Origin of the sequence: Pedobacter sp. (assembly GCF_035566355.1) — a bacterium.
Taxonomy (GTDB): Bacteria; Bacteroidota; Bacteroidia; order Sphingobacteriales; family Sphingobacteriaceae; genus Pedobacter.
In genome coordinates this window covers 1-15,797 of record NZ_DATMRL010000161.1, presented here as the reverse complement: position 1 = coordinate 15,797, position 15,797 = coordinate 1, and the positions used below count along the sequence as shown (strand labels likewise).

The window sequence follows — 15,797 nt, the reverse complement described above, 5'->3', positions numbered from 1 at the left end:
GATTGGAGTGCCAGATCAGAGCTGTTTTTATAATGTTCCAGCAAGGTGTCATCCAGATTCTGTTCCGCAATACTTTGATCCTTATGTGCCTCAGCTCCGATATTATATAACGTATCCCATCTTTCTTTCCAGGAAAGATTTTCTTGTTCTGTCAGTTTTTCTTCCAGAAGCACATAAGCTGTTAGTTTTTTATCAGTTGGCTGATCTTCCCTGGCAATTACGACCGCTTGTTTTATTCCGTCCTGAGCAGAGATTACAGCTTCAATTTCGCCAAGTTCAATTCGATGTCCACGTATTTTTACCTGCTGGTCAATCCGGCCCAGACATAGAAATTCACCATTAGAAAGTTTTTTGCCCAGATCACCAGTGCGGTAAAAGGTTGTGCCATTGAACTTAGCGCCAGCCAGGTGTGTAAATTTCTCCTTTGTGAGTTCAACTCTGTTTAAATAACCTTCAGCCACACCATCTCCGCCAATATATATTTCACCAACTGTTTCATCCGGTAATTGCTGCCCTTGTTCATCAAGGATATGGATTTGAGTGTTATTGATAGGTAAACCAATGGTTATCGTCTGATCTTTTGATGAAATGCGTTTAATAGAAGACCATATGGTGGTTTCTGTGGGGCCATACATGTTCCAGAGTTGTGTACAACGGTCCAAAAGCTGGTTTGCAAGGTCTACAGATAATGGCTCTCCACCAGATAATACTTTTAAATCATACATATTCTGCCATCCGGAATCAATAAGCATCTGAAGTGTAGAAGGCGTGGCTTGGAGAATGCTTATACCTTTTCTTTCCAAAAGCGGTAAAAGTAGGCGGCCATCCTTAGTCGACTCGGAACTTGCTATAACAATTTTTGCACCAGTGATAAGTGGGAGAAAGAGTTCCAATCCGGCAATATCGAATGAAATTGTGGTGATGGCGAGTATACAGTCGGATGGGGTAATACCTGGCGCAGTTTGCATGCTGGTTAAGAAATTAGCCAGGTTTTTATGCGTTATTTTAACACCTTTTGGTTTTCCTGTTGAACCGGAAGTGTACAAAACATAGGCAAGGTCATATTCGCTGATATACTTTTGTGTGAAGCTTTTTTGGGTGTTAAGATGATTCCATACCTCTTCAATAACAATTGGCTGAGCACCGGTTTTGTATTTTTTATAGTATTCCTGAGAGATAAGAATGAATTTTGCAGATGAATCTTCCAGCATAAACTCAATTCTCTCCTTAGGATACTCCGGGTCAAGGGGCAGATAAGCGGCACCGGATTTTAAAATGGCAAGTAGAGAAATAACCATTTCCAAAGAACGATTAATAGCTACCCCAATAATATCGCCACTTTGAACACCCTGATCTATTAAATAGGAGGCCAGCTGATCTGACTTGGCCATCAGCTCTTTATAGTTTAATATTTGGTCTTCAAAATCCAGGGCTATATGTTCGGGATATTGCTCTGCAGCAAGGTAAACCTGCTGTATGAGGTTAATGTTGCCAGGTACAGGGGCAACTGGAATAGATACTTTTTCATTAAAATGTAATTCATTTTCAGCAGGAACCAAGCTATCATTCTGCATATTTTCTGATAACATCGCTGCATGGAGAGGGAGTTCAGGCTGAGCAGCTAGATTTTTTAAAAGTTGTTCAAACTCATTACTCATGGATTGAATACTGGAAGCTTTGAACAGCTGGGTATTATAGGTCCATTCTAATGAAAAAATGCCTCGAGAACCAGTTGCATTCAGAAAGATTTCAAAAGTTTCGTAAGCTCTTGGATTTGAAAACAGATGATATTCTATATTTTCAAAAAATACCTGATTGTCCATCCCCATATCGATATTGAATACTACTGGGACAAGGGGAACCCTGGAAACATCTCTCTTCAGATGAAGTTCTTTGACAAGCTGACCAAAACTGAATTGCTGGTGGTCATAAGCATCAAAGAAGGCAAGTTTTCTTTCTTTTAAATAATTATGAAATGAAATTTCAGGGTTAATCTTACTTCTGATGGGCAATAAGTTTACGCAATGGCCTACAAGATCAAGATTTCCTGTAGCAGACTGACCTGATGCCGGAAGACCTACAATAATATCTTTTTGGCCACTTTTATGGTAAAGAAATACTTCAAATGCACTTAATAAGGTGTTTACGAAACTGCTGCCCGCTTTATTTCCAGTAGCTTTTAGCTGATCCGTTAACTCTTTTGGCAGTGGATGGTCTATTCTATGCGCTTTATATGTACGTGTAGATGGGCGTTTGAAATCGATAGGCAAGTCAAGAACTGGAACATTGTTTTTGTAAAGATCCAGCCAGTAGGCTTCTGTTTCTTTGAAAAGATCACTTCTTAGAAATGCAGCTTGTTCTAAAGCGTAACCACTAATTTGTGAACCTTTGCTTAAAATAGTTGGTTGCCCCTTTATATACGCATTGTATAGCTTACTGATGTCTTCTAAAATGATGCCGATAGACCATCCGTCACCAATAAGATGGTGAATAACCAATGTGAAATAATGATGATCAGTTCCCAATTGATGAACATATGCTCTAAACAAAGGCCGGTCTTCCAAACGGAAGGGGGTGGTCATTTGCACGTTTACAAATTCATCCAGGATCGCCTTCTGACGGGAGGACTCTTTATCAGACAAGTCTTGAAAATGAAGGTCCGCAGTAAGTTCTTTATAGATCAGGAGATGCTCCCCATTTGTACTGAGGGAGGAGCGGAGGGCTTCATGCTTTTGTACTACTTTCTGAAAAGCCTGATTGAAATAATCAAAGTTAAATTCCCCATGTAAATCCAGAGATACAGATTCATTGTAGGCGAGGTTGGCAGGGTCTCCTCCTATAAGGCAGGAAAGCCATATTTCCCTTTGTGATTCATTTAGAAGGATTGTTTTATCCAATTCTCCCGCATCTGCAAATGGATTGTAATTTATCTCGTTAAAACTAATATTTGATCTTTTATCCATCATCTCCCTAATTAAATTCAAGTTTAAGAAACTTTCCTTCTTGATTAGGATCTGTAATAAACCAGGCTGGGTTACCAATCTCATCCTTACCAAGTTTTGCTCCTTTAACCGGAGGTTCATCTGCGTTAACGACTACCTGGTCCTGATCGAATTCTTTTTTTGAGAAATTTGGATGCGAAAAGAAACCACCGAGAATCATTTCATCCATACTTTCTGTAAAACATTGAATGATCTTCTTTATATCTTCATCAGACATAGCTTCGGTTATAAAGCAAGGAAATCCATCCAGAATATGAATGCCTTTTTCTCTCATCAAAGTAAACATCAGTTCACTATAAGGAACTTCTTCATGAAATTTAACCTTCCATAATGAACCATAATTCGCTATGAAAAAAGGAAGTTGCCTTTTCTCAATTTCAGTGTTTAAAACTACAGAAAGGTCTTCACCTTTTTTGTTTAAACTTAACTGCAGTTCAGGTCCTTTTTCTCTTAGGTAGGTTAAAGATGCTTTTGCTGCAGCAAGTGCCAATGGATGACGAACAAAAGTTCCTGCAAAGTAAGTGACACCAACTTCGGGATAAGATTGATCTCCATAATTCCATGCACCTCCATCAAGCGCGTCCATAAACTGCTTTTTTCCTGCAATGACACCGATAGGAATACCCGCACCCACTACTTTGCCGTAAGATGCGAGATCTGCGCGAATATCAAATATCGCTTGTGCACCTCCCGGGTGCATTCTGAACCCTGTAATTACTTCATCAAAAATAAGTGCCGCACCCGAAGATGCAGTTACTGCACGTAACTCCTTTAAGAAATCAAGAGGAACAAACTCTGGTCTTCTGCTTTGTATAGGTTCTACCAAAACTGCTGCAATTTCATGCGCACGTTCCTTAATAATAGCAAGAGATTCTTCTGTGCCATAATCAAGCACAAGAATATTTTGTACAGCTTCTGGCATAATTCCAGCAGCAGCAGGAAAGGATTTAAGTTTTTTGGTTCCTCTAACCAGAACTTCATCAATGATCCCATGATAAGAACCGGTAAAAGCCACAATGAGTGAACGTCCGGTAATGGTTCTTGCAATCCTGATGCAACCTAAAACAGCTTCCGAGCCTGTGCTGCACAGAGCCGAACGATCAAAGCCTGTAAATTCACACACCATTTTGCTCACTTCAGCAGCAAGTTCATGCTGAGGTCCTACCTCATAACCTTTCTCTATCTGATCGTGCATCGCTTCTCTGATCACATCTGGCTGGTAACCCAGCAGATTAGATCCAAAGCCATTTAAAGTATCGATATACTCATTGCCATCCAAATCCCAAAGACGGCTGCCTCTCGATTTGTTGATCACAATTGGGTAGATCAATTCCTTGGTCAGCGGTTTAAAACCCGATACGACCCTTGGATCTGCCATATAGGAGCGGCTTTCCTGTGCGTAATTTTTACTCTTTATCGTTTTCCTGGTGTAACGTTCGGTCAGATCAGCCAGGAATTTCCGCTGATCCTGGTTTAATTCCGCAGACTGGCGATCAATTTTTGGAGTAGCGCCAAAAGGTTTTTGTATCTCTACTTTTTCCTGCGCACTTAAATCTTGTTCCTCTGCAGTTCTTTTAGGTGCTCCATTAACAGCTGGCTGAACTGCAGTGATTTGAGGAGCAGAAGCAGCCACTACAGGCTGTCCATGCATGAGCATTACCTGTTTAGATAAGATTTCCAATTGCTGGGCAATAAGACCAAGTGCAGTATCATTTACTAGAGTTGGATTGGAATATTGCATATTCATAACAGGCTGAACAGCAATGGAAGGTGGGGTATGGTTATTTGCAGGGTTTTCAAATGCCTCCGGAGCCGTGTTTTGACCAATATAATCTGCAAGAAGATCTATAGAAGAATATTCTTCATTTAATTTTCTAAATGTGATGGGCAGGTTGAACTCTTTTTTTAATGAAATGGCAACCTGAGTGAGCAGAAGAGAGTCCAATCCAATTTCCAGGAAATTTCTGTCAGATCCAATATTTTCCATTTCTATACCAGAAGCATCTTCCAGTACTTGTCTGATTTTTGATTTAAGGTTTTCTTGTCTCATTGTAAGAGAATTAATCGTTTCTATAGGTTTTTCTTGTGTGATTACAGTAGCATTAACTGGTGTTGTTGTATTCATTTGTTTGATGTCCAGCCAGTAGCGTTTACGGTCAAACTGATAGGTTGGGAGATCTAAAATTACCCTCTTTTGATCTGCATAGTAATTATCCCAGTCAGGATTTAATCCGCAATTCCAAAGTTGTCCAAGCGTATTTAACAAACTCGGGTAATCCTGATCTTTACCAGGCAGACTAGAAAGGACTTTTAAAGATGCCGAACGCTTTCCTGCTATCTGTTTTATGAGCGTGGTCATTGTTGTTCCGGGTCCGGTTTCCAGAAAAAGAGGAGAATCAAAGGTTAATATGGTCTCAATGGCTTTAGAAAATTGTACTGTATTTCTTAAATGATTGGCCCAATAATTTGCATCCTGCGCTTGTTCATCTGTCAAAAGCTGACCTGTTACAGTAGATACGATAGGTATCCTGGGTTTTGACAGTGATATTTCGGCAACCACTGCCCTAAAATCTTCGACAATAGGATCCATCATAGCAGAATGGAAGGCGTGGCTTGTAAAGAGCAGTTTACTAATAATATCTTTCGATTGCAGTAATTCGCTCAATGCCTGTATCTGCTGATCCGGACCAGCTACTACGCAAAGGAAAGGACTGTTCACAGCAGCCAATGATAAATCTCCGGTTAATAAGGGGTTAATCAATTCGGCTGAACTCCTGATGGATAACATAGATCCCGAAGGAAGACTATTGACCATCTCACCCCGGCTAGCAATTAATTTTAATCCGTCCTCCAGCGTAAAGACGCCAGCTAAATGTGCCGCCACATATTCACCAATGCTATGACCGCAAAGCATTGTAGGTACAATGCCCCAGTGCATCCACAATTTGGCCAACGCATATTCTGTAACAAAAAGTGCAGGCTGTGTAAATCTGGTTTCACGGAGCAAGTCATTCGCTGCCTCTGTCATCTCTGGCGGAAAAATAATATGACGAATGTCCCTTTGCAGATATTCCTGCAACAATAAGGCACATTGGTCTATCGCATCCCGGTAAACTCTCTCGTTTTTATAAAGATCAGCGGCCATATTGAGGTATTGTGCACCCTGACCCGGAAAGGCAAATACAACTTCTCCCGGTAAACTTTCAAGTACATTTAGTTCCTGAGAAAGAGGCTGATTCAGCTCCAGTGAACGGATGGCAGAAGCGGTATCATGTGAGACCATAAACCTTCTAAAGCGAAAAGCCTCTTTAGACTTTTGCAGGGTGTATGCCACATTGGCAAGATGAACATTTTGATTCTTTTGGAGGTATCCAAGCAGGGCAGGAGCATAAGCATTTCTGCTGTTTTCTGATTTTGCAGACCAGTTCAGGAGCTCATAAGGCCTTCCAGGACCAGAAACAGGAACGGGGGCCTGGTCCTGATATTCCTCCATCACCACGTGTACATTGGTACCACCAACGCCAAACGAACTCACTCCGGCAAATCTTTTGGTTGTTGAATTCCAGTTTGAAAATTCAGTCTGTACATAAAAAGGACTGTTTGGGAAATCAATATTTTTATTTGGTTTTTGATAGCCTAAAGAGGGCAGTAGTTTCTTATGATAAAGGGATAAACATGTTTTGATTAAGCCAGTAACACCCGCTGCCTGCGTTAAATGACCAAAGTTACTTTTTACAGAACCTATAGCACAGAATTGTTTCTGCTGCTGAGGGCCAAACGCTTTAAGGAGGCCTTCAAATTCAATAGGGTCGCCAATCGGGGTTCCCGTTCCATGGGCTTCGATATAAGTAATTTCTGCTGCTGAAATGCCAGCATCTCTTATTGCCGACCGTATAGCATCTGCTTGTCCATCGGTACTTGGTGCGGTAAAACTTCCTTTTCCGGCGCCATCGTTATTCGCTCCAACACCTTTGATAAGCCCAAAAATCTGATCGCCATCTCTTTGTGCATCTTCCAGTCTTTTCAGCAACACCGCACCGGCACCATCGCTAAACACTGTGCCTGTAGCATTATCATCAAAAGGACGGCAGTGACCATTCTCACTTAACATGCTGCCTTCCTGATAAATATGTCCGCTATATATAGGAGAAGTAACGCTTGAGCCACCAGCAATAGCCATATAACATTGACCGGCGCGCAGGCTATTGACCGCTTCAGCTACGGCAAGTAAAGATGTGGAACATGCTGAGTTGACACTTACAGCGGGGCCTTGCAGATTAAGATGGTACGCTGTTCTTGAAGCCAGGTAGTCCTTTTCGTTAACCGTAAGTACTTGTAAATTCCCTTGACTTTCTATTTTTTCGGGGTATTGTAATATATTGTTTACAAAGTAAGTGTTGGAGCCACTACCCGCAAAGACCCCAGTTTTAGTGTGGCATTTTGAGGAAAAATTTCCCGTTTTCTCCAGTAGTTCCCAGCAAATCTCCAGGAAGATCCTAAGTTGGGGATCCATGAGTTCGGCAAGTTTCAAATTCAGTCCAAAGAATGCAGGGTCAAACTGATCTGCACCTTCAATAATCCCTCTTGCTTTTACATAGGCTGGATCATTTTTAACGGAGTAGGGAATACTATTGTCTAATTCCGTCTCGTTAAAAAAGGTTGTCGTTTCCCTGCCCTCTGATAAGATGGACCATAGTTCTTCAATACTGTTCGCTCCGGGAAATCTTCCTGCCATGCCTATGACCGCAATATCTCCCGACAGAGCCGTTTTCAGCACTGTAGGTTCAAGATCTTCCTTTTCGATCTGTTTAGGGTCAAGGAAGTCAGCTATGCCCTTAATAAAGGGATATTGATACAGTTTGGTAATTGGCAATTCATATTTGAATTCATATTTGAGTGCAGCGACTGTTTTTTGGGCAAGCAGAGAATTCCCTCCCAGATCAAAGAAATTATCATAAACGCCAATCCGGTCATAACTGAATAGTTCCATCCAAACACTGGCAATATCTTTTTCCATCTGACTGCGTGGAGCCTGGTAAATTACATTTAAATCTGGCCTAAATAATTCTGGTTCAGGTAGTTTGAGTCTGTCTATTTTGCCGCTGGTGGTTTTTGGGAGCTCATCCATCCAAACTACTGTAGAAGGAACCATGTAATCAGGAAGTAAGCCCGCAAGCTGATTTTTTAGATAAAGACCATCTTTGTTGTCATTTTGTCCAACCACATAAGCAACAAGAGACTTTCTTCCAGGTTGATCCTCTCTCAATACCACAGCAGCTTGACTAATATTTGCCTGCTGCATAATAGCTATCTCAATCTCACCAATTTCAACTCTATTGCCTCTTATTTTTACCTGACCATCTTTTCTTCCGAGAAATTCTATCTCCTTATTGTCCAGTAGTTTCCCCAAATCTCCCGTGCGATAGAGTCTTATGGAGCCTATCGATGGATGAAGCCAGTCAATAAACCGCTCAGCGGTCATTTCAGGCTGATGCAGGTAACCATTGGCCAGCCCTGGACCCGAAATGAACATTTCGCCTACTTCACCCTCTTTAACTAATTGTAAATCCTCATCAAGAAAGTAGATGGAGGAATTCGCCATCACACTGCCAATAGTTGGAATAGATGGCCAGTCCAAAGCATTTCCCGAAAGCTTTAATTCTGTAACCCATATAGTTGTTTCGGTTGGGCCATAAACGTTTACCAATGTGCTGTTTTTCAGATTGTTGAAGAAAGTTCTGATGGTAGGTGTAATCTTCAGTAATTCCCCCCCTGTAATGACTTCTGTTAGTTCCGACGGAAAAAGTTGCTCTGCAACAGCCGCTTCAGTTAAATACTGTAAAGTGACATAGGGCAGAAAAGCTTTGTTTATTTCATGTTTGATCATGAATTTCAACAATTGCCCGGCATCTAAACGAATGTCTTCAGTTAGAAGAAACAAAGTGCCGCCACTTGTCAGAGTTACAAAAATTTCCTGAAACGAAGCATCAAAACTTAAATGGCAGAATTGCAGAGCCTTTACGTCATTTCCTGCAAGTGCGTATTTATGCTGCCATAATAAGAAATTAACCAGTCCTTTGTGCCCCAGGCATACACCTTTGGGCTTTCCTGTAGATCCAGATGTGTATAGAACGCAGGCGTTTAGAGATTGAAAAGGGGCATGGACAACCGGGCTTTGCTGTGCATCATCCGAAATTATGGTGTCGAGGTTTAAGTCTTGATAAACCGCTTTATTCTTCGACAAACTCAGGCAGGTTTTTAGGCCCGAATCAGTTGCTATTTGTTGAAGTCTATGCTCTGGGTAACTAGGGTCTAAGGGCAAATAAGCTTTTCCAGCCTTTAAAATAGCCAATACTGAAATTACCATTTCCAGACACTTTGTGGTGTCTACGCCTATAATTTCCTGATCTCCCGCACCCTCTAAAATACGATAAGAAAGTTGATCAGCTTGTGTATTTAATTCCACATAAGATAGAGATTCCTCTCCATATACCACTGCAACATTGTTGGGGTGGATATTGGCTGAAATTTCAAAAAGCTGATGAACAGTTTTTTCTCTTTTAGGATCTAACAATAGGATTTGATCTGTAGGCATGGCAGGAGAGTGGTGTTATCTTAAGGTTAAAGTATTTGGCTAAAAAAATATATCAACATTTCTATTAATACATTTTGTTGTTAATTTATTAATGCAAAACATAAGCCAAATCGAAGTTCCCCCCATAAGAGTTTCTTTTTACAGAAAAGCATATTCTTCAATCAGTATTAGTTCTACTCTGAATCAATCAAATTACTTTGGCCGGGGGATAAAATAAATAGAGGCCCTTTTGGGGCCTCTATCTATTAAATATCATCATGAATTCATTTACCTATAATCAAGGAAATGAATATAAACTAAAGATTACCTTTTTTCAGGAGGCGTGGACACGATTTCTCCAAATTCGTTTACATAAGCCATCATGCTTTCCAGATCTCCACCTGCAGAATTTTGCTGGCGTTCCAGTTTACGTTGTTCTTTGTCCTCTTTCTTCTTTTGTCTATTTTTTTCCAATTGTTTTTTCATGAATGTAGCTTGCGACTTAGCCATATATTATAAATTGTTTAAGTAAGAAAATAACTTTTCTCTGGTGTTCCTTGTTCCGCCAATCTAAAAAGCAGGCTTTTTAAGAGCAAATTGACTTTGTGAAGAGTAAATTTCCCGGATGACAACGGATTAGAGATCCGGGATGGAGTTAAACCCAATCTTGGTGATGACGATTGGCAAGTATGTGTAGAGAATAGCTTAATAGTATTCCGTTCTATGCAAATATAAGAAATTTAACTGGAATATGGAAAGGCAGCAACCAATAACTACCGCCCCACGGTAATCTGATATTGGATCACGGCTTTTGCAGCCATTACTTTTGTGTTTTTTCTTCTCGCTTCTCCGGTAATCAAATAAGTAACACTTGAATTCAAGTTGGACTTGAGATCACCGGTATTGGTAACCGGAATACTTAGTCCTGTAGAATACAAATCAGGATTGTTGTTTAAAACGCCAACAGGAATCGCATTGGCGGTTGCAGAGGATAGCCCTAAGGCAAGTGCCGAATACACCCTTAGGTTGTTGTAATTCGTTTGGCTGGTGTCGGGTTTACTCAGTTTGATTTTAAAACCGATAATATGGGCAGCCCGAAGATCAGCAATACTGAACTGTTCATTTGTTTGTGTTTTGATAATGTTATCCAAAGAAACAGTGGTGCTGATGGAGGCGAGGTTCTGGCTAGTACTAATGGTGTCTGTAACCACAGGAAAATTGAAACTGATGGAGTCGGTCTCAATGTTGATGTCACGCTGGATACTTTCCTTTGTTCCACAAGACAAAATGAGGCTTACCAAAAGGGAGACGAAAATAAATAGGTATATGGATTTCATCAATGTTATTTATTAATTTTTAAAGGTATCTTTTTAAAATCAAAAAAACGGATTCCAGGTGTAATCTATAAAATCAGAATAAAATTTGGCATTTTTAGTGCACAGAATCATATTTTGTCATGTTGTTTAAAATTTTGATAGACAAGTAAGTTAGATATATTTATGTGTACATAAACTTTATTTTATACACCTTTTTCTGTTAAATTTTAAGCTAAAATTCAAAATATAATTCTGTTTTTATGTTTAAGTATTTTATTTTCAGTATTTTAAATGTTTTTTATGAGCTAATATTGCTGTCTATTGTAAGCTGCTGTAAAATCTGTCCTCATCAGCTTAAACCGTTCTACAACGGTTGCGATAAATGCCTCGTCCAGTATCTGAAATATCTCATTCGCTCCCCCTCCACTAAGGTCAAGTTCGGATAATTTGTAACTCTGTTCCAGGGTTCCCTGTTCAAATTTCACGATGTATTTCTGGTTCATATTAAACAAGGTGATTTTACAATCAGGATGTGGTAATTCTGCAAGTACTCTCATTTTTTTATTGAATTAATAAGGCTTTTGCCTGGTGTTAACAGGCAAAAGCGATTTATGTTTTATTATAGTTTTACACCCATTTCCTTAACCAAAAAATCAGCATGATCAATTTTTGTGGCCACCCAAAGTACATAACGAATATCTACCCCTATCGAGCGGCTATAGCTTTCGTTCCAGGCATAATCATTGATAGTAGCTCCATAAGCACGATCAAAATTGACTCCGATCAGCTCTCCGTTCGCATTCATGATTGGAGAGCCGGAATTACCTCCCGTGGTATCCATGTTGTACAAGAAAGAAACCGGAACATCATTTAAATCCTTTTTCTCAAAGGGCCCGAAGTCCTTATTGGTCCAAAGAGTTTTGATTGCGGCAGGATATCCAAAATCTGGATTACCCGAAGCACCTTTTTCCAGGATGCCTTTAATCGATGTATAAGGCTTCATGTAGGTGGCATCAGCAGGAGCGTAACCTCGTACGTAGCCATAAGTCAAACGTAAAGTACTGTTGGCGTCCGGTATAAAGTCTTTCTTTAAGAATTTCTCCTTAACATTCACGTAGTCACCCATTAATTTGTTCAGTAAGCCTTCTCTTCTGTCTTTTTCAGGTTTAAGCTCTGCAATCTGTTTGCCCAGATCCTCTTCCAGTAAAAGGAGGCCATCATTGTAGATGCTTAAGGCTTTTGGCGATTTAAGAAGCGTATTCAATACATAATCCTGATCCTTTAACTTACTGAGTTCAAAAGTATCCTTAAGGTACTTGTTGATCGTTGTTTCATCATTTGAGCCTTTACCTGTAACCTTATTTACAGCGTTCACCTTTTGGTTTGGGGAGAATTTTGCGGCATCATTAAACATGCGGTTTAAGATATGCTTATCTACATCCAGATCATAAGCCTCATAGGTTCCCGCCAGGGATTTTTTGACTTGCTCAATATTCAGGTCAAAAAAAGCCTGCTTTTGTGCAGCAGGTTGTGCTTCGAGTGCATCTTTAAAGCTATTTAAAGTTCTGGATACCGACAATAAACTGGTTGATGTGTAGATTTGCTGCAGCCAGAGATCACGTTGCGCATCTCCATTGATGAGTTTGTATAAGTTGTCAATATCACCCATTAAACTGCCGTATTTGGCTTTTAGGTCTACATTGCTGTTAATGAACTGAGCCATGGCTGCATCTTCCTGTTTTTTCTGGCCAATCAGGTCTATTTCTCTCAGGCCCTGCAGCTTGCCTCTGTAGTTCTTCAGCACGTTTGCATTACGTTTAATGCGGGTGGCCAGTTTAATTTCAGTGGCCTTGTCTTTCTTGCCCGCTTCCTCCATTGTCTTATTCTGGAAGTCATACAGTTCAGATACATAAGGAAGTACGAACTTTTGCTGGTATTCGATGAACTCCGAAGGGCGGTGGCGGAAAGTGCGGCCGGGATAACCTAAAATAAATACAAAATCCTCTTCCTTAGTGCCGCTGGCATTTACTTTCAGGAACTTTTTCGGAGAATAGGGAACATTGTCTTTTGAATATTTTGCCGGCTTACCGTCTTTCGAAACATAGGCGCGCATAAATGAAAAATCACCTGTATGGCGTGGCCAAACCCAATTGTCTGTTTCTCCTCCGAATTCTCCAATCTGGCGGTTGGGAACATACACTAAACGGACATCCTGGATCGTTTTATAGCGGAACAATACATAGGTTTTGCCAATAAACATTTCCGAAACCTCCGCCTTGATGCTAGGGTCTTTTTGTTCTGCTTCGGCCACAATATTCTTCATCGTATTGTTAATCAGCTGAAGTCTGCTCGCGGGATCTGTAACTTGAGCAACAGCTCCTAAAATTCGATCAGAAACATCTTCATAACTATCAGTTATGCGGCAAGTTAATCCTTTTGCTTCAATTTCTTCTTCATGTGATCTGGCCACAAATCCATTGTTCAAATAATCGTGTTCTGGCGTACTGGCCAATTGCACTGCGCTAAATGCACAGTGGTGATTGGTGATGATCAGTCCTTCGTTGGAAATAAAAGATCCCGTGCAGCCGCCCACGTTAACCAGTGCATCAACCAGACTAGTTCCATTTGGGTTGTAGATCTCTTTCTGGTCAATTTTTAATCCGGCTTTTTTCAAGTCCAGTTTGTGGATCTCGCTTAGTGGGAACATCCCTTCGTCGGGTGGTGTATAGCCCGATTGGACAATCCCAATGGCTAAGAGGGAGGTGAATAGTAGAGTTTTTTTATTCATGTGTCAGATACTAATGGTGATAATTTTCAAATCTAGTAAAATTTAGCCTTTTACATCCTGAAGACAAGCTTTAGCAGGGGAAATACCTAACTTTGATCTAAGAATTAAAACCTATGGCCGAAGATTTAAAAATTACAAGCAGTACAAATAAAAAAGACCAGTACGAATCTATATTACCGCAAATTGAAGCTTTACTCAGCGGCGAAAATGATCTGATCGCAAACCTCGCCAATATCGCGGCTGCACTTAAGGAACAATTCAATTGGTTTTGGGTAGGTTTTTATCTGGTTAAGGAAAATGAACTGGTGCTTGGCCCATTTCAGGGGCCGGTGGCCTGTACCAGGATTCAAAAAGGAAGAGGTGTTTGCGGAACTTCCTGGGCCAGATCAGAGGTGTTGATTGTGCCGGATGTGGAATTGTTTCCGGGGCATATTGCCTGTAGTTCTGTTTCCAGATCTGAAATTGTACTGCCCGTTTATCAAGGAAAGGAAATTATTGGGGTTCTCGATGTTGATAGCGAATATCTTTCTCATTTTGATGATATTGATGAGCTTTATCTAAAGAAAATAGTCAGTCTAATACATGCATAAACTTCCATTCTCTTTTTATCAGAACCACGACGTGCTGCTCCTGGCGCGCGCGCTTTTAGGAAAGCAGTTGTTTACGTTCAAAGACGGACAGCTTACAGGTGGTACGATTGTGGAAACCGAAGCCTATCATGGTGTAACCGACAAGGCATCTCATGCCTATGGAGGCCGGTTCACAAACAGAACCCAAACCATGTACCAGGCCGGAGGGATTTCTTATGTGTACCTCTGTTATGGCATCCATTCACTTTTTAATGTGGTTACGGCAAGTCAAGATACACCACATGCTGTTCTTATCCGGGGGATAGAACCTGTAACCGGAATAGATATCATGTTGCAAAGACGAAAGATGGTGAAATTAAAGCCAAATCTCACAGCTGGCCCTGGAGCGCTTTCTCAGGCCTTAGGTATAGACAGATCCCTGAATGCTAAAGATCTCACGGGAGAAGAGCTCTGGATAGCTGATAATGGAATTTCCTTTCCGGCTGACCAGGTTATTTCGGGGCCAAGAATAGGCGTGGATTATGCCGGAGATCATGCCTTGCTGCCATGGAGATTTTATGTAAAAGGAAACCCATATGTCAGCAAACCACATGTGTAGTATCTATTTAGTAAATTAATTTTAAACCTTTTATAATCATTGTTATATAAATAATAATTATAACCTAAATATAAAAAGAACAAACTGAACAGCCCTCTTTTATGGTGAAGCCTTTTACAATTACTAATTTGTAGTAGTAAAACGGGTAAATATGATAAAAGTAGGAATCATCGATGTAAATCAACAGCGCAGAGGCATCATGCGTGTTCTCCTTGATGATGGTCATCAGCACGATTTAAAAGTTACATTTGAAGTGGGGTCTATGGTCGAATGTAAAAACATCATTGCTGCCCAGGAGCCTAATGTTACTTTAGTGGATATTGAAGAGAACGGCATTGATGTCATTATTGAGATCTATCGCAAATTTCCCAATACCAATGTGATTGTCTACAGTAACATTCAGGATCATAACACCGTAATATCTTGTGTAAAGGCAGGGGCAATGGGGTATCTCACAAAGGACACCTGCTTAAGTGAAGTCATTTCCACAATTGTGACCACTTATAACGGCGGGTCTGTTTTTAGCCCTTCAATTTCAAGAAACTTCATTCAGCAGGTACAGCAAGCTGTAGATCATCAGAACAATCTGAGTTTAAGGGAGCGACAGATTGTAGAAGGCCTGAGAAACGGTTTGAGCTACAAACTGATTGGGTATAAATATGGGATCTCCCTGGATACTGTAAGGCAGTATATCAAAAGGACATATAAGAAACTGAACATTAACAGTAAAGGTGAACTACTTGCTCAGTTTAGGTAATAATTCTGGTAATAAATGCGCAGGTAATACCAGAATAATCTGTTGGTGCCTGCTTATTTTCTTCCAGGTAATTGCTTATAAAGCCTCAGCCCAAATCAGCTATGGTTTTGTGAAAGACACACTTGAGCTTAAAGGAGGTGAAACATTTTCTAATTTTCTTAAAATAAGCAAT

General features: G+C 40.4%; 9 protein-coding genes. 3 read left to right on the top strand and 6 right to left on the bottom strand.

Annotation, left to right across the window (positions count from 1 at the left end; all coding sequences use genetic code 11):
* From VNZ46_RS06375 to VNZ46_RS06350, 6 genes are all read right to left on the bottom strand, one after another.
* On the bottom strand, positions 1-2,966 hold a 2,966-nt coding region (locus tag VNZ46_RS06375), incomplete at its 3' end, for an amino acid adenylation domain-containing protein (protein WP_325559260.1).
* 4 nt (positions 2,967-2,970) lie between these two features.
* The gene (locus VNZ46_RS06370) at positions 2,971-9,597 is read right to left on the bottom strand and encodes a polyketide synthase (protein ID WP_325559259.1); all 6,627 of its coding nucleotides are present in this window, start codon (positions 9,595-9,597) and stop codon (positions 2,971-2,973) included.
* A gap of 303 nt (positions 9,598-9,900) precedes the next feature.
* Positions 9,901-10,086: a hypothetical protein gene (locus VNZ46_RS06365; RefSeq protein WP_133781144.1), complete on the bottom strand. Its 186-nt coding sequence runs from the start codon at positions 10,084-10,086 to the stop codon at positions 9,901-9,903.
* Positions 10,087-10,349: 263 nt separating this feature from the next.
* Positions 10,350-10,913 carry a hypothetical protein gene (locus VNZ46_RS06360; RefSeq protein ID WP_325559258.1) on the bottom strand — a complete coding sequence of 188 codons (564 nt, stop codon included), beginning with the start codon at positions 10,911-10,913 and terminating at the stop codon, positions 10,350-10,352.
* A 284-nt stretch (positions 10,914-11,197) separates the two neighbouring features.
* Positions 11,198-11,449 (bottom strand): hypothetical protein, encoded by a 252-nt coding sequence (locus VNZ46_RS06355; protein WP_199082649.1) that lies wholly within the window; start codon positions 11,447-11,449, stop codon positions 11,198-11,200.
* Between the two features lie 62 nt (positions 11,450-11,511).
* Positions 11,512-13,680, bottom strand: a complete 2,169-nt coding sequence (locus VNZ46_RS06350; RefSeq protein ID WP_325559257.1) for a S46 family peptidase — start codon at positions 13,678-13,680, stop codon at positions 11,512-11,514.
* 113 nt (positions 13,681-13,793) lie between these two features.
* Between VNZ46_RS06350 and VNZ46_RS06345 the strand changes: the two genes are divergently transcribed.
* The 3 genes from VNZ46_RS06345 (at position 13,794) to VNZ46_RS06335 (ending at position 15,625) form a co-directional block, all read left to right on the top strand.
* The gene (locus VNZ46_RS06345; protein WP_325559256.1) at positions 13,794-14,270 is read left to right on the top strand and encodes a GAF domain-containing protein; all 477 of its coding nucleotides are present in this window, start codon (positions 13,794-13,796) and stop codon (positions 14,268-14,270) included.
* Entirely contained in the window at positions 14,263-14,868 is a 606-nt protein-coding gene (locus tag VNZ46_RS06340; protein ID WP_325559255.1) for a DNA-3-methyladenine glycosylase, read from the top strand. Before VNZ46_RS06345 ends, VNZ46_RS06340 begins: the two co-directional genes overlap by 8 nt.
* Before the next feature lie 151 nt (positions 14,869-15,019).
* On the top strand, positions 15,020-15,625 hold the full coding sequence (locus VNZ46_RS06335; RefSeq protein WP_325559254.1) for a response regulator transcription factor: 606 nt from the start codon (positions 15,020-15,022) through the stop codon (positions 15,623-15,625).
* Positions 15,626-15,797 lie beyond the last annotated feature (172 nt).

Bases quoted from the DNA above. Each gene is read 5' to 3' on its own strand.
- VNZ46_RS06355 (WP_199082649.1), bottom strand. From the start codon at position 11,449: ATGAGAGTACTTGCAGAATTACCACATCCTGATTGTAAAATCACCTTG.
- VNZ46_RS06350 (WP_325559257.1), bottom strand. From the start codon at position 13,680: ATGAATAAAAAAACTCTACTATTCACCTCCCTCTTAGCCATTGGGATT.
- VNZ46_RS06335 (WP_325559254.1), top strand. From the start codon at position 15,020: ATGATAAAAGTAGGAATCATCGATGTAAATCAACAGCGCAGAGGCATC.
- VNZ46_RS06365 (WP_133781144.1), bottom strand. From the start codon at position 10,086: ATGGCTAAGTCGCAAGCTACATTCATGAAAAAACAATTGGAAAAAAAT.
- VNZ46_RS06360 (WP_325559258.1), bottom strand. From the start codon at position 10,913: ATGAAATCCATATACCTATTTATTTTCGTCTCCCTTTTGGTAAGCCTC.
- VNZ46_RS06370 (WP_325559259.1), bottom strand. From the start codon at position 9,597: ATGCCTACAGATCAAATCCTATTGTTAGATCCTAAAAGAGAAAAAACT.
- VNZ46_RS06340 (WP_325559255.1), top strand. From the start codon at position 14,263: ATGCATAAACTTCCATTCTCTTTTTATCAGAACCACGACGTGCTGCTC.
- VNZ46_RS06345 (WP_325559256.1), top strand. From the start codon at position 13,794: ATGGCCGAAGATTTAAAAATTACAAGCAGTACAAATAAAAAAGACCAG.